The sequence below is a fragment of the Streptomyces sp. NPDC006372 genome, assembly GCF_040612515.1.
In the GTDB taxonomy this organism is placed as follows: domain Bacteria; phylum Actinomycetota; class Actinomycetes; order Streptomycetales; family Streptomycetaceae; genus Streptomyces.
This window is the reverse complement of sequence record NZ_JBEXQJ010000031.1, coordinates 22,696-47,752: the sequence shown is the minus strand read 5'-3', so window position 1 is coordinate 47,752 and position 25,057 is coordinate 22,696. Positions and strand designations below refer to the sequence as shown.

Below are 25,057 nucleotides of genomic sequence, written 5' to 3'. Positions count from 1 at the left end.
GAAGAAACACCCGGATTGCAGGTGTTTCCCATGGGTTGGACGTTATTGATGTTGGCACAGGCTCGATTGATTACGGAAATAGCTACACTCGGTCGAGTTGATCGGAGGTAGTTATTAGTGACTGTGGGTAATAAGCGCAGGCAACCCAGCCTCGCGCAGCTGCGGGCCTTCGCGGCCGTGGCCGAGCACCTTCACTTCCGGGACGCGGCCGGGGCGATCGGCATGAGCCAGCCTGCCCTCTCGGGCGCCGTGTCGGCGCTGGAGGAAACACTCGGAGTGACGCTCCTCGAGCGTACGACGCGCAAGGTGCTGCTCTCGCCCGAGGGTGAGCGGATCGCCGTACGGGCCAAGGCGGTGCTGGGGGAGGTGGGCGCGCTCATGGAGGAGGCCGAGGCGGTGCGCGCCCCGTTCACGGGCGTGCTGCGGCTGGGGGTCATCCCGACGGTGGCGCCCTATCTGCTGCCCACGGTCCTGCGGCTCGTCCACGACCGGTATCCGCACCTCGACCTCCAGGTGCACGAGGAGCAGACCGCCTCCCTCGTCGACGGCCTCGGCAGCGGCCGGCTCGACCTGTTGCTGCTCGCCGTGCCCCTCGGCGTGCCGGGCGTGGCCGAACTGCCGCTGTTCGACGAGGACTTCGTGCTCGTCACGCCGCTGGACCATGAACTCGGCGGACGCGAGGGCATCCCGCGCGAGGCGCTGCGCGAGCTGCACCTGCTGCTTCTGGACGAGGGGCACTGCCTGCGCGACCAGGCCCTCGACATCTGCCGGGAGGCCGGCCGCGAGGACGCCCCGGTCACCACGACCGCCGCCGGGCTGTCCACGCTGGTGCAGCTCGTCGCGGGCGGGCTCGGCGTCACGCTGCTGCCGCGCACGGCCCTCAAGGTCGAGACCTCCCGCAGCAACCAGCTCCTCACCGGGTACTTCGCCGACCCGGCCCCCACCCGCCGGGTCGCCCTGGCGATGCGGACGGGGGCAGCGCGCGCCGCCGAGTACGAGGAACTGGCAGCCGCCCTGCGCCAGGCCCTGCGACCACTGCCCGTACGGGTCGTCGACCAGGACACCTGACAGGCTCGGGGGCCGCGCGTCTCCCGCCTTCACCGGCCGGGACGCCGGCGGCTGGGCGACGTGGCCTCCGGCTTCGTCAGTCCGGACATCGGGCGGCTGGGTGCTGCGGGGCGCTCCGCCTGTGTCGGTCCGGCGACATCGTCCGGTTGGGGGGAGGTGGGCTCCGCCTCGGGCGCGTGGGACACCGGCCGGTTGGGACGACGTGGCGCAGGCGGGGCCCGGGCGTCCTACTCCGTGCGCAAGCCGTCCGGGCGCATCAGCTTCAGCAGGGGCGGCAGGCTCAGCAGGGTCACCACCAGGACGACTGCCGCGCCGATGCCGGTCATCGAGAGCACGCTCGGCCAGTCCACCCGGATCGCCATGTTGGTCATCCGCAGCAGGACCGCCCCCAGGGCCATGCCCACCGTCGCCGCCAGCAGCAGCCCCAGACCGATCGGGATCGCCGTCTGCCACAGCACCGACAGACTGAGGGTGCGGCGCCGGGTGCCGAAGGCGATCAGGGACGACAGCAGCTTGCGGCGTTCGCGCAACTGCTCCAGCTGCGAGACCAGCAGGCTTGCCCCGATCAGTGCCAGCACACAGGCGGCTCCGACGGACAGGCCGGTGCGGATGGTGGCGTAGCGCTCGTTGCTCTCGACGCTGTTCCAGGTCATGGGCTGGGACGTCGGGTCGAGCCGCGCGGCCGTGTTGCGCACGTGGTCGTAGGCGTCCGCCTTGGAGAGGTCCAGGCTCAGGAAGAGCTCGGTGGAGAGTTGCGCCTTGAGGTTCCCCGGCACCGCGCCGGGTGTCAGCAGGATGCCGCCGCGCTCGTACCCGGTGGGATCCTCGCGGGGCTGGGCCTGCCGGATGTCCTTCGGTACGGTCCAGGAGATCCAGCGGGCGCCGTCCTCCCGGTCGGCCCACAGGGTCGTGCCGGGCTCGGACAGGTGGTCGCCCTCGCTGTCGTACTGCGAGCCCTTGACCGCGAAGACGTCACCGTCGCGACAGGAAGGGAGCGTGGCCACCTCGCGCAGCGACGCGCAGTCGGCCACGGTGATCTGGGCGAAGGAGTCCGGCTCGCCGCGCCGGTCGCCGAGATAGACGTCGGACAGGGCGGTGACCTTGCGCACGCCCTCGGTGTCGCGGTACTCCCCGATGGTGGCCGCGGTCCGGGCACCCTCCGGCACATTCACGCTCATCTGGGCCCGCGAGACGTCGTACCGCGACGACGTGGTGTAGTCGCCCTCCACCCCGGCGAACAGCATCTGCAACGCGATCGCCCCCGCCACCGCCACCGCGATGCCGTTGACCATGCGGGCCGCCGCGCCACTGCTCAACTGGAGCCTGCGCACGGCCAGTTGCCAGGCAACGCTGCCCGAGCCCAGCCGGGCCACCACCGTCTCCACGACCCACGGCAGCAGTGCCGTCACACCGACGAGCAGCAGCATGACACCGCCGACGACGAGGTACTGGTTGAAGTCCCCCTGGTTGCGGCCCTGCCCGATCATCGGGTAGAGCATCGCGAGCCCGCCCAGCGGCAGCAGCAGCCGCCACCACAGCCGGCGCCGCGCGGGCTTGGCCGTGCGCACCACGCCGAGCGGCTCGATGACCACCCCGCGCAGGGCGAACAGGGTCACCAGCACCGCGGCCGTCGGCACCGCCACGGCGACCAGGGCGGCCAGCAGGGGAGAGGGGTTCAGATAGCTCGGGAACACACTGACGTGGAACACCTCGGCGGATGCCGCCAGTTGCCGTCCGAGCAGGAAGAACCCGGTGCCGAGGACGAGTCCCAGCAGGGAACCGGCGAGCGCCTCGCCGGCGGCGATCCGGCGGGTCATCCGGCTGTCGGAGCCGACCAGCCGCAGCGCCGCGAGCCTGCGGTCGCGCCGCTCGCCGCCGAACCGTACGGCCGCGGCGATGAACACGGCGACCGGCATCAGCAGCACCACGAAGACGACCAGGACCAGCAGGAGCAGCACCGGGTCCCAGGGGTCGGACGACCCCAGGTCGTCGTTGCCGAAGCTGTCGATCCGGGCCCCGCTGGCGGGACCCTCCAGCTTCTTCTGGAGCCCCTTGCCGCCGGCGAAGAAGGCGAGTTCCTGAGAGCCGACCAGACCCTGTTCGCCGATCGTGCCCGAGATCCGGTAGGGCAGCCGCTCCCGCAGCAGTTTCCCGTCGTCGGAGGCGAGCAGCTCCTTGAGTGCGGGGGAGACGACCATCTCGCCGTCCGCCGGGAACGCCGCGACCCCCGGCGGCCGCGGAGCTTTGGGTCCGTCCGGCTCCAGCAGGCGCCCGCGGACGTCCTGGTCCCGGTACGTGGTGTCCGCGTCCACGACGAGCAGGGTGTTGTCGGCCTTGGGTATCTCCTGCTGGCCGAAGGTGTGGTCGCTGCGCGCCTCCTCGCGCCGGTCCCGCTCCGCCAGCGCGTTCGGGATGGCCGTGGTGAGCAGCAGCAGCGCCACACCGAGCCCGACGCCGACGGCCGTCAGCACCGCCCGGATCCACCCCTCGCGTCCGCCCGCGAAGGCGAACCGGGTCCCCATGGCCAGGTCCCGGCTCCACTGCCTGACGCTCATACGACGCGCTCCATGTCCCGCGACCTGCCGTCCCGTACGACGATCTCGCGGTCGGAGTACGCGGCCACCCGGGCCTCGTGAGTCACGAGCACCACGGCCGCGTTGGTGGACCGGGCGGCTTCCGTGAGCAGTTCCATCACGCGCTCGCCGTTGAGCGAGTCGAGCGCGCCGGTCGGCTCGTCGGCGAACAGCACGCGCGGGTTGGTGACCAGCGCGCGGGCGACGGCGACCCGCTGCCCCTGGCCGCCGGACACCTCGCCGGGCCGCTTCTTGCGCAGGTCGTCGACCTCCAGCCGTTCCATCCACGCCAGCGCGGCCCGCTCGGCCGCCTTGCGGGGCGACCCGCTCAGCCGCAGCGGCAGCGCGACGTTCTCCACGCAGGTGAGTTCCGGCACGAGCTGCCCGAACTGGAACACGAAGCCGAACTCCGAGCGGCGCAGCGCACTGCGCTCGGAGTCGCTCATCGAGGTCACCTCGCGCCCGTTGTACGTGATCGAGCCCGAGTCGGGCGTCACGATCCCGGCCAGACAGTGCAGCAGCGTCGACTTGCCCGACCCGGACGGGCCCATCACGGCGACGACCTCGCCGGGGTGGATGGAGAACTCGGCGCCGTCGAGCGCGGTGGTCGGCCCGTAGGTCTTGCGCAGATCCTGGGCGACGAGCAGCGAACCAGCGGGAACGGTCATCGGGTCACCGCCTCGCGGAGCTTGTCCAGACGGGCCGCGGTCAGCTCCAGCCAGCGCAGGTCCGCCTCCAGGTGGAACAGCGCGTGGTCGCAGATGAGCTGGTCGGCGAGGTCGCCCTTGCGCTTGCGGTCGGTGAGGATCCGCATGCTGCGCAGGTGCTCGGAGCGCTGGGTGTCGAGGATGTCGCCGGCGTCGCGGTGGGTGAGCAGCGCGAGGACGACCTTGGTGTAGAGGATCGACTGGAGGTACGGCTCGGGCTTCTCGGGCGTCGCCAGCCAGCGCTCGACGTCGGTGATGCCGGCCTCGGTGATCGCGTACCGCTTGCGCTCGGGCCCGCCGCCCGCCTCGATGCCGTCGACCTCGACGAGCCCGTTCTTCAGCAGCCGGGACATCGTCGAGTAGACCTGGCCGTAGTGCAGCGGCCGGTCGTGACCGAACTTCTCGTCGAAGGCCCGCTTGAGGTCGTAACCGTGCCGGGGGCCGGACTCCAGGAGTCCCAGGAGAGTGTGACCGATGGACATGTTGAGGACTGTACACGGGGTGTATACGCGGGATGTATACGTGGGGTGTGTAGATCATGGCCGGCGGTACGAGCGTGCAGGTCGGGGCGTGTTGTCACGGTTCCGCAACAGGGGGCGAGGTGCTCGCGGCGAGGTCGTTCAGGCCGGCGGGGGGCCGGGGTCGTCACCCCCGGGCGGCCGCCCGCGCCGGGGCATGGGCCCGGTCTCGCGCGGCAGGCGCCCCGCCTCCGCCAGCGCCTTCCGCAGCAGGAACTCGATCTGCGCGTTGGCCGACCGCAGCTCGTCCCCGGCCCACCGTGCGAGCGCCTCGTACACCGCCGGGTCCAGCCGCAGCAGCACCTGCTTGCGCTGCTGCTGCGGCCGGCGCCGCGGACCCGGGCCTTCGGGAGGGACCGTCACTGGTAGAGCGACCCGGTGTTGAGGACCGGCTGCGCGGCGCGGTCGCCGCACAGCACGACCATGAGGTTGGAGACCATGGTCGCCTTCCGCTCGGAGTCCAGCTCCACGATGTCCCGCTCGGTGATCCGGGCGATCGCGGCCTCGACCATGCCCACCGCTCCGTCCACGATCTGCCGCCGCGCCGCGACGACCGCTCCGGCCTGCTGCCGCTGGAGCATCGCGGAGGCGATCTCGGGGGCGTACGCGAGGTGCGTGAAGCGCGACTCGATGATCTGCACCCCGGCCGCCTCCACGCGCGCGTGCAGTTCGACGGCGAGTTTCTCGGTGATCTCCTCGGCGTTGCCGCGCAGCGAGAGGCCGTCCTCCTCGTGGGCGTCGTAGGGGTACTCGATGGCGATGTGCCGCACGGCGGCCTCGGTCTGGGTGGAGACGAACTCCACGTAGTCGTCGACCTCGAAGACGGCCTGGGCGGTGTCCTCGACCCGCCACACCACGACCGCGGCCAGTTCGATGGGGTTGCCGTAGGCGTCGTTGACCTTCAGGACGGCGGTCTCGTGGTTGCGGACGCGCGTCGAGATCTTCGTGCGCGAGGTGAGGGGGTTCACCCAGCGCAGGCCGTCCTGCCGGATCGTCCCCCGGTAGCGGCCGAAGAGCTGGACCACCCGGGCCTCGCCGGGCGCCACCATGTTCAGTCCGCACATGGCCAGGAAGGCCGCGAGCGCGACCAGGATGCCGGTGACGATCAGCGCGGCCCTCGCCCCGGCCCCGTCCACCGAGGTGGCGGTCGCGATCAGCCCGGCACCGGCCAGCAGCCCGAGCAGGCCGAGGAGCAGAGCGAGCCCGCCGCCGATGCTGTGCGCGGTGAACTCCCGCACCCGGGGTGCCGGCATCTCCGGCACGTCGGCCGTGACCTGCGGTTCCGATGTGGACATGGGTGATCCCCCGTTCCTCCTGGGAAGCCGCTTCTGCTTAGCTTCCTTCTATCTAAGTGATATCACTTTTCCGGGTTCTGGCAACCCTGCGGGTGTCTGGAACGTCGGTTCCGGTGGGGATGGGTGCTGATTGTCACGTCCGCAAAGGGCTGGATCAGCAGCCCTATCTCTTATCTCCCGGTGTTAGCTTTCTGAGCTGACCTGAGCGGCGAACCTGTGTGACCTGTGAGCACACATGAACGAAGCGGAGCGGATCGGACCCATGGGACGAGCGGAAGAAAGACGCGCCCGACAGCGCGGTGGGCGCCGGGCGGCACCCAAGAGCCACCGTTCGTCGGCCGCGGCCGGGAAGAGCGGCATACGCAGGCTCTTCACCTGGAAGAAGATCCTCGGCACCTTCTTCGGCCTCTGCCTGCTCGGCATGGGTGCCTTCATCGTGCTGTACATGGTGATCGACATCCCCGAGGGGAACGCCGACGCCAAGCGGCAGAGCAACATCTACAAGTACAGCGACGGCTCGATCATGGCCCGCGACGGCAAGGTCAACCGCGAGGTCGTCGATCTGTCCAGGGTCCCCAAGGACGTGCGGCGCACCTTCGTCGCGGCCGAGAACAAGACCTTCTACAAGGACGCCGGCGTCGACCTGAAGGGCACCGCCCGCGGCCTGTTCAACACGCTCGCCGGGCGTGGCTCGCAGGGTGGTTCCACGATCACCCAGCAGTACGTCAAGAACTACTACCTGTCCCAGGAACAGACCGTCTCGCGCAAGCTGAAGGAACTGGTCATCTCGCTGAAGCTGGACCGGGAGAAGTCCAAGGACTACATCCTCGCCGGCTACATCAACACCAGCTACTACGGCCGCAACGCCTACGGCATCCAGGCCGCCGCCCAGGCCTACTACCAAACCGACGCCGAGAAGCTCACGGTCGCGCAGGGCGCCTACCTCGCCGCGCTGCTCCAGGCTCCCAGCCAGTACGACTGGGCGGTCGCGTCGGAGGGCGGCAGGAAACTGGTCAAGGCGCGCTGGAACTACGTCCTGAACAACATGGTCGAGGAGGGCTGGCTCAGCCGGTCCGAGCGCGCCGACATGAAGTTCCCGGTGCCGAAGGAGCCCAAGCCCGCCCCCGGCATGCAGGGCCAGAAGGGCTATCTGGTCAACGAGGCCAACGCGGCACTGAAGAAGCAGCTCGTCGCCGACGGCACCGCGAGCGACCGCAAGGAAGCCGAGGCGATGGTGAGCGCCGGCGGCTGGACCATCACGCTCAACATCGACAAGAAGAAGCAGGCGGCGCTGGAGAAGTCCGTCAAGCAGCAGCTGACCAGCAAGCTCGACCCCGACAAGCGCAAGGTCGACGCGTACGTCCAGGCCGGAGCCGCTTCCGTGAACCCGAAGACGGGCGCCGTGGTCGCGATGTACGGCGGCGAGGACTACTTCAAGCACTACACCAACAACGCCACCCGCACCGACTACCAGCCCGCCTCCACCTTCAAGCCGGTCATCCTGGCCGCCGCCCTGGAGGAGCAGGCGAAGACGCAGGACGGCAAGCCGATCAACGCGGGCACGATCTACGACGGCACGAGCAAGCGCCAGGTCGTGGAGGACGGCAGCAAGGTCGGTTTCGCCCCCGAGAACGAGGACGACAGGAACTACGGCCCGATCTCCGTCCAGACGGCGATGAACAAGTCCGTCAACTCCGTCTTCGCGCAGATGGGCGTCGACGTCGGCATGTCCGAGGTGGTGAAGGTCGCCGGCAAGCTCGGCATGGACACCGAGAACATGGAGGCCGTGCCCGCCCAGACCCTGGGCAGCATGGGCGCCAGTCCGCTGCAGATGGCCGGCGTCTACGCGACCCTCGACAACCACGGCAAGAAGGTCACCCCGGCCGTAGTGAAGTCGGCGGAGCACCTGAACCACAAGGTGCCCATGCCCGACCCGGTCGGCGACCAGGTCATCAGCCGCGAGGCCGCCGACTCGGTGACCTCGGTGCTGACCGGCGTGGTCGACGACGGCACCGCCCAGACGTCCGTACGGAACAACCCGGGGCGCGACGGCCAGCAGGTCGCGGGCAAGACGGGTACGTCCGACAACAACAAGTCGGCCTGGTTCACCGGCTACACGCCGAACCTGGTCACCTCGGTCGGTCTGTTCGGCGAGGACACCAAGCCCCCGTACAAGCACATGCCGATGTACAAGGCGGGCGGCGAGGACCGGGTCAACGGCGGCGGCTTCCCGGCGCAGGTCTGGGCGGGCTACACCTTCGGTGTGATGGGCGACGTCACCAAGTTCGATCTGGAGACCCAGCAGGGCGCGGCCGTCCAGCCGACGTTCACGCCGACGCCCACGCAGGAGCCGACCAAGGAGCCCACGCAGGCGCCGACGACCGAGGAGCCGTCGTCGTCGTCCCCGCCGCCGACGACGGAGGAGCCGACCACCACCCCGCCGACGACCCCGTCGACGACGCCGTCCACCGTCACCCCGCCGACGAGCCCGGGCACGACACCGCCGACCGGAGACCCGTTCGACCCGATCAGGCGGGGCGACGAAGGATAGAAGACACTCGAAGGGCGCCCGGTCGAGACCGGGCGCCCTTGTGCTGTGGTCCCTCAACCAGATCACGCAATCAAGGTCACCAACGGATCCGACACCTTCTGGCTCGATGCCGGTTGCCGTCACGCGTCCGGGACGGTCAGCTCCGGTTCAGTTCGAACCACACCACCTTGCCCGTGCTGAGCCGCGTCGCGCCCCAGCGCCGGGCCAGACGGTTCACCAGGTACAGCCCGCGTCCGCCCTCGTCGGTGGCACGGGCCTGCCGCAGCCGCGGCAACTGGGGGACGTCGTCGCCCACTTCACAGCGCAGGACGTCCGTGCGCAGCAGCCGTACCGTGACCGGCCGGGACGCGTACCGCACCGCGTTGGTCACGACCTCGCTGACCAGCAGCTCGACGGAATCACTGAGCTCCTCCAGGCCCCAGCGCTGCAACGCGCGCCGGGCCAGGCGGCGGGCCCGGCCGGGGGCGGCGTCCTCCGGCTCCAGGAACCAGTAGGCCACGTCGCTCGGCGCGATCCCGTCGAAGCGGGCGGCGAGCAGCGCGATGTCGTCGTCCCGGTCGCCCGGGCCGAGCATGTCGAGCACCTCGTCGCACAGCGCTTCCAGCGGCGGCGGATGGTCCGGCCCGGTGAGCTGCGCGACCGCGGCGAGCTTCTCCCGCAGCTGCTCGATGCCGGTCCACACGTCCCTGAGGCGGGACTCGACCAGACCGTCGGTGTAGAGCAGCAGCGTCGCCCCGGCGGGCGCGTCCAGCTCCACCGCCTCGAAGTCGACACCGCCGACCCCGATGGGGGCCCCGGCCGGCACCCGCAGCACCTCGGCCCGGCCGCCCAGGTGGAGCAGGACGGGCGGCGGATGACCGGCGTTGGCGATGGTGATCCGGTGCGATACCGGGTCGTAGACGGCGTACAGGCAGGTGGCCATGCGGTCCACGCCGAGGCGCTGGGCCTGTTCGTCGAGGTGGTGCAGCACCTCCTGCGGCGGCAGGTCGAGCCCGGCGAGCGTCTGGGCCGTGGTGCGCAACTGGCCCATGATGGCGGCGGACGTCATGGAATGACCCATGACGTCACCCACGACCAGGGCGACCCGGCTGCCGGGCAGCGGGATGGCGTCGTACCAGTCGCCGCCGACGCGGGCCGTCTCCGCGGCCGGGAGGTAGCGGGAGGCGAGCCGTACGCCGGTGGGGCGGGGCAGCGTCTCGGGCAGCATGGTGCGCTGCAGCTCGTCCGCGATGTAGGCCTCGCGGCCGTACAGCACGGCCTTGTCGATGCCGAGCGCGCTGTGCGTGGCGAGCTGCGCGGCCACCAGCAGGTCGTCCGGTTCGAAGGCGAGACGTTCGGGGCGGCGCAGGAACAGGGCGGCACCGATGACCCGGCGCCGGCCGCGCAGCGGCGCGAGGATCGCGCGCTGTCCCTCCGGCACGGCCAACTCGCCGTCGTCACCGAGCAGCTCGGGCAGCGCGGCACGCGCCGCGGGGGCGTCGGTGAACACCGGGCGCACGCCCCGCAGCACCTCGGCGAGCGCGCTGCCGGGCCGCACCTCGCACAGCTCGGCGCCGACCGTGTCCAGTTCGTTGGGCTCGGGCTGCGCGGCCGGCAGGAAGCCGTTCTCGGTGTCGCGCTCCGCCGGTATCCGGTCGGTGCGCCGCAGCCGCAGCACCAGCGGGCCCGTGGGCCGCTCGTCGCCGACCGGCAGCGGGTCGCGCAGATAGACCAGGATCGCGTCGGAGAACGTGGGCACGGTGGCCCGGCACAGCCCCATCACGATCTCGTCGAGGTCGATGCCGCGGGCGATCCGCCGGGTGGCGGCACCGACGAACCTGAGCCGGTCCCCGTCCCGTCGCATCGGCGTGGGCCGGCCGGGCGGCAGGGTCTGGCCGGTGCGGCGCTCCTGCCCCTCCGGATTCGGCCCCGGCCGGTCCTGCTCGTCGGCCGGCTGGACCGGAATGCCTTCGGGGGAGGGCCGCGGCCGCGGGGTGTCGCGCTCGGCGGTCTGCTCGGCACCCGGCTGGGAGTGCTCGGAGGCGGGGTCGCTCACGGTGTCCTTGCCCTTGCCGAACGGCGTGGAGGTGCCCGGCTGCGACGTACCCGGTGAAGTGTGCGTCGAGACCGGAACGCTGGCGTCGCCGCCTGGGCGGCCCTGTACGGGTAAGGCGCCCGTGCCGGGCGCGCGAACCGGTGTAGAGGTATGCGCGAGCACCCCGCGGGGGTCCGCGGGGTCGACGCCCGGCTGCGGGCGTTCGAAGGAGGTCGGCTGCTCCGTCACGCGTGTCGAATCCATCCGTCCGGGGCTGCACGCCAGAGGTGCAGGTGGTCCCGCCGAGATTCCGATACCCGGAATACGTGCCCCAGGAACGGAATTTCCGCGTGGTCAGAGGTTGTTCCTGTGCCACCGGCGGACCGTCTGCGGTCCTCAGGGCTCCCAGGGCCCGTGGCGCAGGCCCTGCCGGTGTTGCCCTCGTACCCCTCGCTCACGTCCTGCCGCCCCTCGGTGACGATCGGTCAAGCCCAGCGCGTGCTCTGGTAGTTGTTGCCGCGCGCCCTTGCGGAGGACGATCCTACGTTTCTTGCCCGGGGGCGCATCAAGGGTCTCATGAGGACACATGCGCGGACGTGCGGTCCCAGTCCTCCGGAAGTGACGGTACCGTCCAGGACGGATCCGGGCGCCAGTGCTGCCATCCTTCCGAGAACGGCGGCCCCCAGGCGCGGATCACCTCGACCGCGGCCCGCCCCGCCGCCCGCACCTTCTCGGCCTGCCGGTCGTCCATCAGTCCGTCCCGCAGGGCCTGGGCGAACTCGTCCTCGTCGCGCCAGTGCCAACTGCGGTCCGGGTGGACGGAGATGTCCAGGAAGTGGTCGACGGAGTCCACGCCGCCCTCCCAGCGGGTCATCGGCTCCTCCAGGTTCACGTACCAGTTCTTGAAGAGCCAGCCGGGCTCCCAGAACAGCCACACGGACCAGGGCTCGCCGGGCCGGGCGAGCTTCAGGACACCGGTGCCGAACCAGCGGTCGCGCTGCACGGTCCGGGGCTTGGTGTAGCGCGACTCCAGCGGCTCCTGGTGCACGGGGGTGCCGTCGGCGAGCACGGGCTTCACGCATTCGGTGCCGGGCGCCAGCCACACGGCGAGCAGCTCCGCGTCGTCCCGTACGACGGTGACGGGACGCGCGATGTGGAAACGCGCGCCGCCGTTCTCCCGGTACCGCCACAGGATCCGGCTCCCGGGCGCCCAGAAGCCAGCCGCACCACCCGTTTCCACGCGTCTCACCGCTCCGCCGTCTGCCATGCACAGATATTAGGTGCCACAGGCATACGACGCTGCGGCGCGTGTCATGGTTCACGCGCCGGGCGCGCCTGCTCCAGGAAATGTCACGGACGTGTCATCCGCAGGACATCCAGCGCCTCGTCGAGCTGCTCCATGGTCAGGTCGCCGCGCTCCACGTACCCGCTGTCCAGGACGACCTGACGGATGGTCTTCCGTTCGGCCAGGGCCTTCTTGGCGACCTTCGCGGCCTCCTCGTACCCGATGTACTTGTTGAGCGGGGTGACGACGGAGGGGGAGGACTCGGCGTACTCCCGGGCCCGTTCGCGGTCGGCGGTGATGCCGTCGACGGTCCGGTCGGCGAGCAGCCGCGACACGTTCGCGAGCAGCCGGACCGACTCCAGCACGTTCTTCGCGATGACGGGCAGCATGACGTTGAGCTCGAAGTTGCCGGCGGCGCCGGCGGTGGCGACGGTCGCGTCGTTGCCCACGACCTGGGCGGCGACCATCAGCACGGCCTCGGGGATGACCGGGTTCACCTTGCCCGGCATGATCGAGGAGCCGGGCTGGAGGTCGGGCAGGGCGATCTCGGCGAGGCCGGTGCGCGGCCCGGAGGACATCCACCGCAGGTCGTTGGCGATCTTCGTCAGCCCGACCGCGATGGTCCGCAGCTGCCCGCTGGTCTCCACGATGCCGTCCCGGGCGCCCTGCGCCTCGAAGTGGTCACGGGCCTCGGTGAGCGGCAGACCGGTGGTACGGGCGACCTCCTCGATCACGGCGGCGGAGAAACCGGGCGGGGTGTTGATGCCGGTGCCGACGGCCGTACCGCCGAGGGGCAGCTCGGCGAGCCGGGGCAGGGAGGCCTCAAGGCGCTCGATCCCGTACCGCACCTGAGCGGCGTACCCGCCGAACTCCTGGCCCAGCGTCACGGGGGTGGCGTCCATCAGGTGGGTCCGCCCCGACTTCACGACGTCGGAGAACTCCTCGGCCTTGCGCTCCAGGGAGGCGGCGAGATGGTCCAGGGCGGGGATCAGATCGCGGGTGACGGCGGCGGTGGCGGCGATGTGGATGGAGGAGGGGAACACGTCGTTGGAGGACTGGGACGCGTTCACATGGTCGTTGGGGTGCACGCCCTTGCCCAGCCGCTCGCTCGCGAGCGTGGCGAGGACCTCGTTGGTGTTCATGTTGGACGACGTCCCCGACCCCGTCTGGAACACGTCCACCGGGAAGTGCTCGTCCCACTTGCCTTCGACGACCTCCTCGGCCGCCTCCTGGATCGCCCCGGCGACGTCCTTGTCCAGGACCCCCAGCTCGGCGTTGACCTTGGCAGCCGCTCCCTTGATCCGGGCCAGCGCCTCGATGTGCGCGCGCTCGATGCGCTGCCCGGAGACGGGGAAGTTCTCCACCGCCCGCTGGGTCTGGGCCCGCCACTTGGCGTGGGTCGGCACCCGTACCTCGCCCATGGAGTCGTGCTCGGTGCGGTACTCGGTCCTGTCCTGCTCGTCGCTCATCGACGATCACCTCCACGTGTCACAGCGTCCGCGCCGCGACCACTGTTCCCCGTGGAGGCGAATCGTCACCGCCGTTCTCAGGCGAGTCCGGGGCCGCGTACCGGAATGGACGTGAACGTCGGGGCCGGCGCCGGGTCCTGGAAGAAGTCGTTGCCCTTGTCGTCGACGACGATGAACGCCGGGAAGTCCTCGACCTCGATCTTCCAGACGGCCTCCATGCCGAGCTCCTCGTACTCGACGACCTCGACCTTCTTGATGCAGTCCTGGGCGAGCCGGGCGGCCGGGCCGCCGATGGAGCCGAGGTAGAAGCCGCCGTGGGTGCCGCACGCGTCGGTGACCTGCTTGCTGCGGTTGCCCTTGGCCAGCATCACCTTGGAGCCGCCGGCCGCCTGGAACTGCTCCACGTAGGAGTCCATCCGGCCGGCCGTCGTCGGACCGAAGGAGCCCGACGCGTAGCCCTCGGGGGTCTTCGCGGGACCCGCGTAGTACACCGGGTGGTCCTTCAGGTACTGCGGCATCTCCTCGCCCGCGTCCAGCCGCTCCTTGATCTTGGCGTGCGCGATGTCACGGGCCACGACCAGCGGGCCGGTGAGGGACAGCCGGGTCTTCACCGGGTACTTGGTGAGCTCCGCGAGGATCGTCTCCATCGGCTGGTTCAGGTCGATCTTCACGACGTCACCGCTCTCGTCGAGCTGCTCGTCGGTGGTCTCCGGCAGGAACCGCGCCGGGTCCGTCTCCAGCTGCTCCAGGAAGACGCCCTCGGCGGTGATCTTCGCGACGGCCTGACGGTCTGCGGAGCAGGAGACCGCGATGGCGACCGGGCAGGACGCGCCGTGCCGCGGCAGGCGCACCACGCGCACGTCGTGGCAGAAGTACTTGCCGCCGAACTGCGCCCCGATGCCGATCTTCTGCGTCAGCTCGAAGACCTTCTGCTCCAGCTCCTCGTCCCGGAAGCCGTGCCCGAGCTCGGAGCCCTCGGCGGGGATCTCGTCCAGGTAGTGCGCCGAGGCGTACTTGGCGGTCTTCAGGGCGTACTCGGCGCTCGTGCCGCCGACCACGATCGCCAGGTGGTACGGCGGGCAGGCCGCCGTACCCAGCGAGCGGATCTTCTCCTCCAGGAACTTCATCATGGAGGCCTCGTTCAGAACGGCCTTCGTCTCCTGGTACAGGAACGACTTGTTGGCCGAGCCGCCGCCCTTCGCCATGAACAGGAACTTGTAGGCGCCGCCGTCGGTCGCGTACAGCTCGATCTGCGCCGGGAGGTTGGAGCCGGTGTTCTTCTCCTCCCACATGGTGAGCGGGGCCATCTGCGAGTAGCGCAGGTTGAGGTTCTGGTACGCGTCGTAGATGCCGCGGCTGAGCGCCTCCTCGTCGCGGCCGGCCGTCAGCACGTTCTGCCCGCGCTTGCCCATCACGATCGCCGTGCCCGTGTCCTGGCACATGGGCAGCACACCGGCGGCCGCGATGTTCGCGTTCTTCAGCAGGTCCAGCGCGACGAACTTGTCGTTGCCGGACGCCTCGGGGTCGTCGATGATGCGCCGCAGCTGGGCCAGGTGCGCGGGCCGCAGGTAGTGCTGGATGTCGTGGACGGCCTCCTCGGCGAGCTTGCGCAGCGCCTCCGGCTCCACCTTCAGGAAGGTCCGCCCGTCCGGCCCCTCGACCGTGGAGACACCCTCGGAGGTCACCAGCCGGTAGGGCGTGGTGTCCTCTCCCTGGGGGAGCAGATCGGTGTACGCGAACTCAGGCATCTTCGCCCATTCCTCACTCGACAGACGGCGGCCCGCCTCTACCGGCGAGCGCCCACCAGACTAGAACGCGCCGCTGACGGGTGAGCTCGTGAGGTAAGGCTCAGTTCGTCACAGTCGGCCGCGACGGAGGGGTGTCGCGATCTATCGTGTTTGGGTACGCTGCTGCCGTGGACCTTCAGAAGTCAGACCTGCAGCAGGGCGCGCCCGTCGGCTCCGAGCTCCGCGCCTCCGACGCCGAGCGCGACCGTATAGCCGACATCCTGCGCGACGCCCTCGCCGAGGGCCGTCTCACCGCGGACGAGCACGCCGAGCGGGTCGAGGGGGTGCTGAGCGCCAAGACGGTCGGCGAACTGGAGGTCTTCATACGGGACCTGCCCGCCGCCCATCGCCAGGTCCCCGGCCCCTCCCCGGCTCCGGCCCCGTACCGCCCCACCGCCGGTGCCATACCCGTCGACCCGGACGACAACGTGGTCGCGATCTTCAGCAGCGCCGTCCGCAAGGGCCGCTGGCGCACGGGCCGCCGTATCCACGCCTACGCGGTCTTCGGCAGCGTCGAGATCGACCTCAGCGAGGCCCTCTTCGACCACCAGCAGATCGTCATCAAGTCGTTCGCGCTCTTCGGCAGCGTCGAGATCCGCGTCCCGGAGAACGTCTCGCTGCGCGGCATGGGCGGCGGGGTGCTCGGCAGCTTCGAGGTGGACGCCCTCGACTCGAACGACGCGCAGGCCCCGGTCGTCTACGTCGACGGCTGGGCCGTCCTGGGCAGCGTCGAGGCGCGCCCCCGGCGCGGCAAGGTCGTCGCGGACATTCTGGACCGGGTGCAGCGCAAGGTCGACAAGAGTTTGCGCAAGCTCTGAACCATTGACAGTCGCGAATTCGCCCGGCGTTCGGAGCGAATCGGTCACCGGTGAACCGGCCCTCGGACCCCTGGAACGGGGGCGAAACCAGCGGTTCGGAACTCAGTGCATAGGCGCGCGCACAGCGGGTAGGCCTTGCTGCATCGTCTCTCGCTCGCGAAGCCGTCGTCAGGAGTAGACCGTGCTGCAACCGCCGCATTCGTCCCTGCAGGTAGCTGCCGTTCCGGCCCCGCGGGTGCCAGCGCGAGACAGGGACCAGGACGCCCCGTGGCACACCGAGGCGGTGTGCCGGCGTGACGAGGCCGGCCTCTTCTTCGCCCCCTCCAAGGAACCCACGGCCGCCCGGCTCTCCCGCGAGGAGGCGGCGAAGCGGGTCTGCGCCCGCTGTCCGGTCATGGTCGAATGCCGCGAGCACGCCCTGCTCCAGCCCGAGCCCTACGGCGTCTGGGGCGGCCTCACCGCCGCCGAACGCCGCGTGGTCCTGGCCCGGCGCCGCCGCCGCGACATGGAACTGAAGAAGGCGGCGCGCTCGGCGAACCAGATAGCCGCGGCCGGCTGACTCAAACGCCAGAGGGGCGCCCCCGCCGCACCGGGGGCGCCCCTCTCGACGCCGGGAGGCTGCCCTGCTCTCTTAGGGGCGCGGGGCTGTGTTCGATATGCGGCTCCGCCGCGTGGGCGCGAACAGCCACAGCAGACCCGCAGCCGCCGACACGCAACGGCCCCCACCCCTCCAGGCGGCCCTACTTCCCCTTGTCGAAGTCGATCGCGCTGTACGCCCGCAGCTTGCTCAACCGGTGCTCGGAAGAGATCCTCCGCACCGTGCCCGACCGCGACCGCATCACGATCGAGTCGGTCGTGGCGTTCTCGGCCCGGTACCGCACACCGCGCAGCAGCTCACCATCGGTGATCCCGGTCGCCACGAAGAACACGTTCTCCCCGGTGACGAGGTCCTCCGTCGTCAGCACCCGGTCGAGATCATGCCCGGCGTCGACCGCACGCTGCCGCTCCTCGTCGTCCTTGGGCCACAGCTTGCCCTGGATCGTCCCGCCCAGGCACTTCACCGCGCAGGCCGAGATGATGCCCTCCGGTGTACCGCCGATGCCGAGCAGCAGATCGACACCCGTGCCCTCGCGCAGTGCCAGGATCGAGCCGGCCACGTCGCCGTCGGAGATCAGCTTGATGCGCGCGCCCGTGTCCCGGATCTCCTTGATGATGCCCTCGTGCCGTGGCCGGTCCAGGATCACCACCGTCACGTCCTCGGGCGCGGACCGCTTGGCCTTGGCGACCCGGCGGATGTTCACCGCCACCGGCGCGTTGATGTCGACGAAGTCGGCCGCCTCGGGGCCGGTGACGAGCTTGTCCATGTAGAAGACCGCCGACGGGTCGAACATGGAGCCGCGCTCGGCGGCGGCCAGCACCGCGATCGCGTTCGTCATGCCCTTCGCGGTCAGCGTGGTGCCGTCGATCGGGTCCACGGCGATGTCGCACTCGGGCCCCGTCCCGTCGCCCACGTGCTCCCCGTTGAACAGCATCGGGGCTTCGTCCTTCTCGCCCTCGCCGATGACGACGACGCCGTTCATCGAGACGGTGGAGACGAGGGTCCGCATGGCACGCACCGCGGCTCCGTCGGCGCCGTTCTTGTCACCGCGTCCCACCCAGCGGCCCGCGGCCATCGCCGCCGCCTCGGTCACCCGGACCAGTTCCAGGGCGAGGTTGCGGTCGGGGGCTTCGGAGGGCACATCAAGTTCGGACGGCAAGTGATGATGCTCGGTCATCGGAGCGCACCTTTCTGTACGACGACGGCCGGATGAGGGTTCTGTCGCCTGACTCTATCTCCGAGACGCCAAAATGAGCAGGGGCCCCCACGGATGAGCAAACCGGAGACCTGCGACGATAGGGGGCGTGGCAGGCACGAACGGCAAGCAGAAGACGGCACGGGACATGATCCTCTCCATGGCGGTCATCGTCCTCGTCGCGGGCTTCATATACCTCTTCATCCCGCATGACGACAGCCCGCAGGAGACCAAACGCGTCGACTACCGGGTCGAGCTGCTCACGGCCCGCCGTGCCGCCTCGTACCCCGTGGCCGCGCCCGAGGGCCTGCCCGACGCATGGAAAGCCACCTCCGTCCGCTACCAGGGTGACGAGTTCGAGGCCTGGCACCTCGGCTTCCACGACCCCGAGGGGGAGTACGTGGCGGTCGAGCAGTCCACTCAGCGGCGTCCCCTCTTCGTCGACGAGCGGACGCAGGGGGCGAAGGAGACCGGCCGGACCGAGAAGATCGACGGCCGTACCTGGACCCGCTACGAGGGCGGCCGGTACGACGCGCTGGTCCTCGAGGGCACCAAGGGCTCGACGACGGTCGTGACCGGCACGGCGTCGTTCGCGCAGCTGACGAAGATGGCGGACGCACTGAAGACGGAGTGACACCCCCCCGTACACGGCGAAGGCCCCCGGCGCGCTGCCGGGGGCCTTTCCTGTGTGGCTCTCAGACCGTCTTCACGACCTGGTCGAACTCCAGGCGCGGGGAGCGGGGGTACCAGGCGTCCGGGCCCGGGCGGCCGATGTTGACGACCATCAGCGGGGTGTGGTCGTCGTCCAGGAACTCCTTGCGGACGCCCTCGAAGTCGAAACCGGTCATCGGGCCGGCGGCCAGACCGGCGGCGCGGACACCGACGATGAAGTACGCGGCCTGAAGGGCGGCGTTCAGCGCGGCGGCGTTCTCGCGGACCGGGCGCTCGGAGAAGAAGATGTCCTTGATCTGCGGGGCGGCCGGGAACAGGTGCGGCAGCTCCTCGTGGAACTCGTTGTCCGCGGAGAGGATCGCCACCAGCGGGGCGCTCGCCGTCTTGGGCCGGTTGCCCTCGGCCATGTGCGCGACCAGGCGCTCGCGGGCCTCGGGGGAGCGGACCAGGGTGATGCGCAGCGGGGTCTGGTTGAAGGCGGTAGGACCGTACTTGACCAGGTCGTAGATCGCCTGCACCTGCTCGTCGGTCACCGGCTCGTCGGTGAAGGTGTTGGCGCTACGGGCCTCGCGGAACAGCAGGTCCTGGGCGGCGGGGTCAAGAACGAGGGACATGAATGCACTTTCTCGCGACGGTCGATCCGGAACACCGGCTGACGTCTCCGACCGTACGCGAGTGAAGTTCAACGTTCAACTAACCTGGGGGTGTCGTGTGTCACGCGCCGTACGTCACCCCGCAATGCACCGCCTCTGACTACTCGGCGTCCGTTTCCTCCGCGGCCTCCTCGGCCAGCGCGGCGTCCAGTCGCGCCCGCGCCCCGTCCAGCCAGCGCCGGCACACCTTCGCCAGCTCCTCGCCCCGCTCCCACAGCGCGAGGGACTCCTCCAGCGTCGTACCGCCCGCCTCCAGCCGCCGGACGACCTCGATCAGCTCGTCCCGCGCCTGCTCGTACCCGAGCGCCTCGGTCATGTCCGGCGTCTCATCAACCTCGCTGGTCATCCACCCACCCTATGTGTCCACTCGTACGGAGAACTCACCCTCGGAGACCCGGGCGCGCAGCGCCTCGCCGGCCTCCACCTCGCCGGGATCGCGCACGGCGTGCCCGTCCGCCTTCTGGAGCACGGCGTACCCGCGCTTCAGGGTCGCGGCGGGGGAGAGGGCCACCACGCGCGCGTGCGTGTGCGTCAGCTCCGAGTCGGCCCGGTCCAGCTGGTGCCGCAGACAGCGCCGGCCCCGGTCGAGCAGGTCCGCCACATGGTCGGCACGCTCGTCGATCATCCGGTGCGGGTCCTCTATCGACGGCCGGGCGAGGGCGTGCGCCAGCCCGCGCTCCTCCCGCTCGACCAGCGCGGCCACACACCGCCGCGCCCGGTCCCGCAGCAGCCGCACCCGCTCGTACTCCTCGCCGACGTCCGGTACGACCTTCTTGGCCGCGTCGGTCGGGGTCGAGGCGCGCAGGTCGGCGACATGGTCGAGGAGCGGGTTGTCGGGCTCGTGCCCGATCGCGGACACCACGGGCGTACGGCACTGCGCGACCGTGCGGACGAGCTGCTCGTCCGAGAACGGCAACAGGTCCTCCACACTGCCGCCGCCCCGCGCGACGATGATCACGTCCACGTCCTCGATCGCGTCGAGCTCCTTCACGGCCTGCACCACCTGCGGCACGGCGTGCACGCCCTGCACGGCGACGTTGCGCACCTCGAAGCGCACCGCGGGCCAGCGGTGCCGGGCGTTCTCCAGGACGTCCCGCTCGGCGGCCGAGGCCCGCCCGCACACCAGCCCCACGAGCTGCGGCAGGAAGGGCAGCGGCTTCTTCCGCTCCGGCGCGAACAGGCCCTCCCGCGCGAGGGCCTTCTTCAGCTGCTCCAGGCGCGCGAGCAGTTCCCCGACCCCGACGGGCCGTATCTCGGTGGCCCGCAGCGACAGCTGCCCCCGCGGGGCGTACCACTCCGGCTTCGCGAGGACGACGACCCGGGCCCCCTCGCTCACCACGTCCGCGACCGCGTCGAACACCTGCCGGTAGCAGGTGACGCTGACGGAGATGTCGTACGACGGGTCCCGCAGCGTCAGGAAGACCACACCCGCGCCCGGCCGCCGCGACAACTGCGTGATCTGCCCCTCGACCCACACCGCCCCGAGCCGGTCGATCCACCCCCCGATGAGCCGCGACACCTCACCGACGGGCAGCGGGGATTCCGCGGACGTGTTCACAGCCATGCCCGCGAGAGTAGTGGGCGCCGCTGACAACACCGCTCACCGCTCGCGCTCCGCATCCATCAGTCGGCGTGCGTCGTTCAGCATCCGGCATTCGGCTCGCGTCCTGTCAGTCTTCCCGGGAGGGTCACACGGATGCGATCTTCGACCCGCCGAACGCGGCCTTACGATGGGACGCATGTCTGCTTCGCCTGGCCGCCGTGTCCTGCTCGCCGCCCCCCGTGGCTACTGCGCGGGTGTGGACCGCGCCGTGATCGCCGTCGAGAAAGCGCTGGAGCAGTACGGCGCTCCGGTCTACGTCCGGCACGAGATCGTCCACAACAAGTACGTCGTGCAGACCCTGGAGAAGAAGGGCGCGATCTTCGTCGAGCAGACGGAGGAGGTGCCTCCGGGGAACATCGTCATGTTCTCGGCGCACGGCGTGGCCCCCGTCGTCCACGAGGAGGCCGAGCGCGGCAAGCTCGCCACCATCGACGCCACCTGCCCGCTGGTCACCAAGGTCCACAAGGAAGCCGTCCGCTTCGCGGACGAGGACTACGACATCCTCCTGATCGGCCACGAGGGCCACGAGGAGGTCATCGGCACCTCCGGCGAGGCCCCCGACCACATCCAGCTCGTCGACGGGCCCGGCGATGTGGCGAAGGTCGAGGTCCGCGACCCGTCCAAGGTCGTCTGGCTCTCCCAGACCACGCTGTCCGTCGACGAGACCATGGAGACCGTCGACGCCCTGAAGGACAAGTTCCCGCAGCTCATCTCCCCGCCCAGCGACGACATCTGCTACGCCACGCAGAACCGCCAGCTGGCCGTGAAGCAGATGGGCGCCGAGTCGGACCTCGTGATCGTGGTCGGCTCCCGCAACTCCTCCAACTCCAAGCGGCTGGTCGAGGTCGCCAAGATCGCCGGAGCCCGTGAGGCCTACCTCGTGGACTTCGCCGACGAGATCGACGAGGCCTGGCTGGAGGGCGTCTCCACGGTCGGTGTCACCTCGGGCGCCTCCGTGCCGGACGTCCTGGTCGAGCAGGTCCTGGAGTTCCTCTCCCAGCGCGGCTTCGAAGACGTCGAGATCGTCAAGGCGGCCGAGGAGTCCATCACCTTCTCCCTGCCCAAGGAGCTGCGCCGCGACCTGCGCGAGGAGGCGGCGTCGCTGGTCGCCGAGCGCGGCGGGGCCGGGACCGGTGAAAATTCCGCGAAGTGATCGCGGACGGGCCGGGCAGCCCTCGCTGTTCGGCCCGTGACTGTCAGTCGTACGCCGTAACGTAGGGCCATGCAGATCTTCGGTGTGGACATCGGTGGTTCCGGGATCAAGGGCGCCCCGGTGGACCTGGACAAGGGTGACCTGGCGCAGGAGCGTCACAAGGTCCTCACCCCGCACCCGGCCTCGCCCGACGGGGTGGCCGACGGCGTCAAGCAGGTCGTCGACCACTTCGGCTGGACGGGACCGGTGGGGGTGACGTTCCCGGGCGTGGTCACCGACGGGGCCACGATCCGTACGGCGGCGAACGTCGACGACAGCTGGATCGACACCGACGCGCGTGCGCTGCTCGGCGAGCGGCTGGGCGGACTGCCGGTGACGGTGGTGAACGACGCGGACGCGGCGGGCGTCGCCGAGATGCACTTCGGCGCCGGCCGCGGCCGCACGGGCACCGTGATCCTGCTGACCCTCGGCACGGGCATCGGCAGCGCCGTCTTCGCCGACGGTGTCCTCGTCCCCAACACCGAGCTGGGCCACCTGGAGCTCGACGGGCACGACGCGGAGAAGCGGGCCTCCAGCAAGGCCCGGGATGACCACGACCTGTCGTGGGAGCACTGGGCGACGCACCGGCTGCGCAAGTACCTCGCCCATGTCGAGATGCTGTTCTCGCCCGAGCGGTTCATCATCGGCGGCGGCGTCAGCCGCAAGGCCCACAAGTTCCTGCCCCACATCGAGGGCATCCAGGCGGAGATCGTCCCGGCGCAGCTGCAGAACAACGCGGGGATCGTGGGGGCGGCGATGCGGGCCGCGGGCCACTAGGCCCGCTGCCGAACGTCACGCTGCCGAACGTCACGCGGTCGGACGCCACGCGGTCGGACGCCACGCGGTCGGACGTCACGCCGTCGGACGTGCCCCGCCCGCCCGCCGCAGCCGTACCAGCCGGATCCGCCGGACGATCACGATCAGCCCGGCGATCAGGGTCCCCCCGTACAACCACCCGGCCTGCGTGGCCAGCGCCGTCACGAGCCCCATCAGGCGGCCGGCGACACCTCCCTCGCCGTCCGCCACCGGCAGCAGCCCCACGGCGAACGCGATCGGCACGACGACGGGCGCGGTCATCAGGTCCCCCCGGCGCACCCACACGGCGGTCAGCACGCACACCGGCAGGAACAGCACGCCGTAGGCCGTGAGCGACGCCCCGAACAGCAGGGCGCAGACCCCGCCGAGCAGGAACATCACCACGGCGCAGAACAGTCCGCTGCCGAGCCCGGTCAGCCGCGGGTTCGGCATTCCGCCGGAGGAAGGGGCCGACTCCAGGACCGGCCGCCGCCCGGCCCCCGGACGGCGCTGCGGTTTCGGCTGCCGGACCGCTCCATCGCCCGCGCCCCGTCCCATCTGGGGCGGCAGGGACGATCCCGGCCGCTCACGTCGCGGTCCGTACTGGGCAGGTCGCGTCCTGTATCGCTCCACCGCTCCAACTTAGGTCGTTCAATATGCCGAATGGGCCCTCAGACACGCCGTGCGTCGAGGCTTGGCCACGCGTTCGATACGCCGCCCGGGACGGTTCCGGGCACGCCGTAGACTGGTGGATCGGCCGGTCCCCTGGCCCCCTGGCCCTCTCCACTCACGGGAAGTCGCAACGTGTCGCTCACGATCGGAATCGTCGGTCTGCCGAATGTCGGCAAGTCGACCCTGTTCAACGCCCTGACCAAGAACGACGTGCTGGCGGCCAACTACCCGTTCGCCACCATCGAGCCGAACGTGGGCGTGGTCGGCGTCCCCGACCCCCGCCTCGCAAAACTGGCCGAGATCTTCTCCTCCCAGCGCGTCCTCCCGGCGACCGTCGACTTCGTCGACATCGCGGGCATCGTGCGCGGTGCGTCCGAGGGTGAGGGCCTGGGCAACAAGTTCCTCGCGAACATCCGCGAGTCCGACGCGATCTGCCAGGTCATCCGCGCCTTCAAGGACGAGAACGTCGTCCACGTCGACGGCAAGGTCTCGCCCAAGGACGACATCGAGACGATCAACACGGAGCTGATCCTCGCGGACCTCCAGACGATCGAGAAGGTCCTGCCCCGGCTCCAGAAGGAGTCGCGCATCAAGAAGGACCTCGCGCCGAAGGTCAAGGCGGTCGAGGAGGCCAAGGAGATCCTGGAGAAGGGCGACACGCTCTTCGCGCACGGCATCGTCCAGGGCACCGAGCGCAACGAGCTCCTGCACGACCTGCACCTGCTGACCACCAAGCCCTTCCTCTACGTCTTCAACGTCGACGAGGACGAGCTGACCGACGAGGACTTCAAGAACGAGCAGCGTGCCCTGGTGGCCCCCGCCGAGGCGATCTTCCTCAACGCCAAGCTGGAGGCGGACCTCGCCGAGCTCGACGAGGAAGAGGCCCTCGAACTCCTCCAGTCCGTCGGCCAGGACGAGCCCGGCCTCGCCACCCTCGCCCACGTCGGCTTCCGCACCCTCGGCCTGCAGACCTACCTCACGGCCGGCCCCAAGGAATCCCGCGCCTGGACCATCAAGAAGGGCGCCACGGCCCCCGAGGCCGCCGGTGTCATCCACACCGACTTCCAGAAGGGCTTCATCAAGGCGGAGGTCATCTCCTTCGGCGACCTGGTGGAGACGGGGTCGGTCGCGGAGGCCCGCGCGAAGGGCAAGGCGCGCATGGAGGGCAAGGACTACGTGATGCAGGACGGGGACGTGGTGGAGTTCCGCTTCAACGTGTAGCGGGTGACGCACGATCACTTCGCTGATCTGGCAAACATGCAGGTCAAATGGGGTCTGACTCTTCGGGGTCAGACCCCTTGCTGCGAGGGGTGCCTCGGCGGATTTCGAAGTCACGCCTGCCGCGACGCCAGTTCCACCACTGTCACGTCGGACGGTGCCCCGACCCGGGTGGGCTGGCCCCAGGCACCGGCGCCCCGTGACACGTACAGCTGCGTGTCCCCGTACCGTTCGAGTCCCGCGACCGTCGGGTTGGCCAGCGCGGCCACGCGGAAGCGAGTGGAGCCGACGCGACGCGGTGATCACCGCCAGACGGCGTGGCCGGGAAACGGCGCCCCGGGGCCGGCAGGCCCGCTCGCCTTCACGCAGTTGCT

General features: G+C 70.3%; 22 protein-coding genes and 1 pseudogene. 8 read left to right on the top strand and 15 right to left on the bottom strand.

Annotated features, from left to right (window positions below; all coding sequences use genetic code 11):
* Nucleotides 1-117 precede the first annotated feature (117 nt).
* Entirely contained in the window at nucleotides 118-1,068 is a 951-nt protein-coding gene (locus tag ABZ016_RS33090; RefSeq protein ID WP_356920387.1) for a LysR substrate-binding domain-containing protein, read from the top strand.
* 227 nt (nucleotides 1,069-1,295) lie between these two features.
* On the opposite strand, the gene ABZ016_RS33085 is transcribed toward ABZ016_RS33090, so the two are convergent.
* The 5 genes from ABZ016_RS33085 to ABZ016_RS33065 form a co-directional block, all read right to left on the bottom strand.
* The gene (locus ABZ016_RS33085) at nucleotides 1,296-3,623 is read right to left on the bottom strand and encodes an FtsX-like permease family protein (RefSeq protein ID WP_356920386.1); all 2,328 of its coding nucleotides are present in this window, start codon (nucleotides 3,621-3,623) and stop codon (nucleotides 1,296-1,298) included.
* Complete coding sequence (locus ABZ016_RS33080; RefSeq protein ID WP_356920385.1) at nucleotides 3,620-4,309, bottom strand: ABC transporter ATP-binding protein; 690 nt, start codon at nucleotides 4,307-4,309, stop codon at nucleotides 3,620-3,622. Before ABZ016_RS33080 ends, ABZ016_RS33085 begins: the two co-directional genes overlap by 4 nt.
* The gene (locus ABZ016_RS33075; RefSeq protein ID WP_356920384.1) at nucleotides 4,306-4,830 is read right to left on the bottom strand and encodes a PadR family transcriptional regulator; all 525 of its coding nucleotides are present in this window, start codon (nucleotides 4,828-4,830) and stop codon (nucleotides 4,306-4,308) included. The genes ABZ016_RS33080 and ABZ016_RS33075 overlap by 4 nt, the downstream gene beginning before the upstream one ends.
* Nucleotides 4,831-4,968: 138 nt before the next feature.
* Complete coding sequence (locus tag ABZ016_RS33070) at nucleotides 4,969-5,229, bottom strand: hypothetical protein (RefSeq protein WP_356920383.1); 261 nt, start codon at nucleotides 5,227-5,229, stop codon at nucleotides 4,969-4,971.
* Nucleotides 5,226-6,161 (bottom strand): SPFH domain-containing protein, encoded by a 936-nt coding sequence (locus tag ABZ016_RS33065; RefSeq protein WP_356920382.1) that lies wholly within the window; start codon nucleotides 6,159-6,161, stop codon nucleotides 5,226-5,228. Before ABZ016_RS33065 ends, ABZ016_RS33070 begins: the two co-directional genes overlap by 4 nt.
* Nucleotides 6,162-6,423: 262 nt before the next feature.
* Between ABZ016_RS33065 and ABZ016_RS33060 the strand changes: the two genes are divergently transcribed.
* Nucleotides 6,424-8,712 carry a transglycosylase domain-containing protein gene (locus ABZ016_RS33060; RefSeq protein ID WP_356920381.1) on the top strand — a complete coding sequence of 763 codons (2,289 nt, stop codon included), beginning with the start codon at nucleotides 6,424-6,426 and terminating at the stop codon, nucleotides 8,710-8,712.
* Nucleotides 8,713-8,848: 136 nt separating this feature from the next.
* On the opposite strand, the gene ABZ016_RS33055 is transcribed toward ABZ016_RS33060, so the two are convergent.
* The 4 genes from ABZ016_RS33055 to ABZ016_RS33040 form a co-directional block, all read right to left on the bottom strand.
* Entirely contained in the window at nucleotides 8,849-10,990 is a 2,142-nt protein-coding gene (locus ABZ016_RS33055) for a SpoIIE family protein phosphatase (RefSeq protein ID WP_356920380.1), read from the bottom strand.
* Nucleotides 10,991-11,300: 310 nt separating this feature from the next.
* Nucleotides 11,301-11,993: a DUF402 domain-containing protein gene (locus ABZ016_RS33050; RefSeq protein WP_356920379.1), complete on the bottom strand. Its 693-nt coding sequence runs from the start codon at nucleotides 11,991-11,993 to the stop codon at nucleotides 11,301-11,303.
* A gap of 83 nt (nucleotides 11,994-12,076) precedes the next feature.
* Entirely contained in the window at nucleotides 12,077-13,480 is a 1,404-nt protein-coding gene (locus tag ABZ016_RS33045; RefSeq protein WP_356920378.1) for a class II fumarate hydratase, read from the bottom strand.
* 77 nt (nucleotides 13,481-13,557) lie between these two features.
* Nucleotides 13,558-15,228 carry a fumarate hydratase gene (locus ABZ016_RS33040; protein WP_356920377.1) on the bottom strand — a complete coding sequence of 557 codons (1,671 nt, stop codon included), beginning with the start codon at nucleotides 15,226-15,228 and terminating at the stop codon, nucleotides 13,558-13,560.
* Nucleotides 15,229-15,395: 167 nt separating this feature from the next.
* Between ABZ016_RS33040 and ABZ016_RS33035 the strand changes: the two genes are divergently transcribed.
* Both ABZ016_RS33035 and ABZ016_RS33030 read left to right on the top strand, forming a co-directional pair.
* On the top strand, nucleotides 15,396-16,085 hold the full coding sequence (locus ABZ016_RS33035) for a DUF1707 domain-containing protein (protein WP_356920376.1): 690 nt from the start codon (nucleotides 15,396-15,398) through the stop codon (nucleotides 16,083-16,085).
* 181 nt (nucleotides 16,086-16,266) lie between these two features.
* The gene (locus tag ABZ016_RS33030) at nucleotides 16,267-16,644 is read left to right on the top strand and encodes a WhiB family transcriptional regulator (RefSeq protein ID WP_356920375.1); all 378 of its coding nucleotides are present in this window, start codon (nucleotides 16,267-16,269) and stop codon (nucleotides 16,642-16,644) included.
* Nucleotides 16,645-16,825: 181 nt separating this feature from the next.
* Here the strand turns inward: ABZ016_RS33030 and glpX are convergent, their stop codons facing one another.
* On the bottom strand, nucleotides 16,826-17,860 hold the full coding sequence (gene glpX, locus ABZ016_RS33025) for a class II fructose-bisphosphatase (protein ID WP_356920374.1): 1,035 nt from the start codon (nucleotides 17,858-17,860) through the stop codon (nucleotides 16,826-16,828).
* Between the two features lie 127 nt (nucleotides 17,861-17,987).
* Here glpX and ABZ016_RS33020 point away from each other — a divergent pair, with 127 nt between their 5' ends.
* Nucleotides 17,988-18,512, top strand: a complete 525-nt coding sequence (locus ABZ016_RS33020; RefSeq protein ID WP_356920373.1) for a DUF4245 domain-containing protein — start codon at nucleotides 17,988-17,990, stop codon at nucleotides 18,510-18,512.
* 61 nt (nucleotides 18,513-18,573) lie between these two features.
* Here ABZ016_RS33020 and ABZ016_RS33015 read toward each other — a convergent pair whose 3' ends face one another.
* The 3 genes from ABZ016_RS33015 to xseA form a co-directional block, all read right to left on the bottom strand.
* On the bottom strand, nucleotides 18,574-19,164 hold the full coding sequence (locus tag ABZ016_RS33015) for a malonic semialdehyde reductase (RefSeq protein WP_003992699.1): 591 nt from the start codon (nucleotides 19,162-19,164) through the stop codon (nucleotides 18,574-18,576).
* Between the two features lie 139 nt (nucleotides 19,165-19,303).
* The gene (locus ABZ016_RS33010; protein ID WP_356920372.1) at nucleotides 19,304-19,549 is read right to left on the bottom strand and encodes an exodeoxyribonuclease VII small subunit; all 246 of its coding nucleotides are present in this window, start codon (nucleotides 19,547-19,549) and stop codon (nucleotides 19,304-19,306) included.
* A 9-nt stretch (nucleotides 19,550-19,558) separates the two neighbouring features.
* On the bottom strand, nucleotides 19,559-20,767 hold the full coding sequence (gene xseA / locus ABZ016_RS33005; protein ID WP_356920371.1) for an exodeoxyribonuclease VII large subunit: 1,209 nt from the start codon (nucleotides 20,765-20,767) through the stop codon (nucleotides 19,559-19,561).
* A gap of 166 nt (nucleotides 20,768-20,933) precedes the next feature.
* Between xseA and ABZ016_RS33000 the strand changes: the two genes are divergently transcribed.
* Entirely contained in the window at nucleotides 20,934-21,959 is a 1,026-nt protein-coding gene (locus tag ABZ016_RS33000) for a 4-hydroxy-3-methylbut-2-enyl diphosphate reductase (RefSeq protein ID WP_356920370.1), read from the top strand.
* Between the two features lie 69 nt (nucleotides 21,960-22,028).
* Complete coding sequence (ppgK, locus tag ABZ016_RS32995) at nucleotides 22,029-22,775, top strand: polyphosphate--glucose phosphotransferase (protein ID WP_356920369.1); 747 nt, start codon at nucleotides 22,029-22,031, stop codon at nucleotides 22,773-22,775.
* A 75-nt stretch (nucleotides 22,776-22,850) separates the two neighbouring features.
* On the opposite strand, the gene ABZ016_RS32990 is transcribed toward ppgK, so the two are convergent.
* A complete protein-coding gene (locus ABZ016_RS32990) occupies nucleotides 22,851-23,426 on the bottom strand; it encodes a DUF6542 domain-containing protein (RefSeq protein ID WP_356920368.1) in 576 nt (191 codons plus the stop codon).
* A gap of 171 nt (nucleotides 23,427-23,597) precedes the next feature.
* Here ABZ016_RS32990 and ychF point away from each other — a divergent pair, with 171 nt between their 5' ends.
* Nucleotides 23,598-24,686: a redox-regulated ATPase YchF gene (gene ychF, locus ABZ016_RS32985; protein ID WP_356920367.1), complete on the top strand. Its 1,089-nt coding sequence runs from the start codon at nucleotides 23,598-23,600 to the stop codon at nucleotides 24,684-24,686.
* Nucleotides 24,687-24,796: 110 nt separating this feature from the next.
* On the opposite strand, the pseudogene ABZ016_RS32980 reads toward ychF, so the two are convergent.
* Nucleotides 24,797-24,952: pseudogene (locus ABZ016_RS32980) on the bottom strand (metallophosphoesterase); the annotation flags it as partial.
* Nucleotides 24,953-25,057 lie beyond the last annotated feature (105 nt).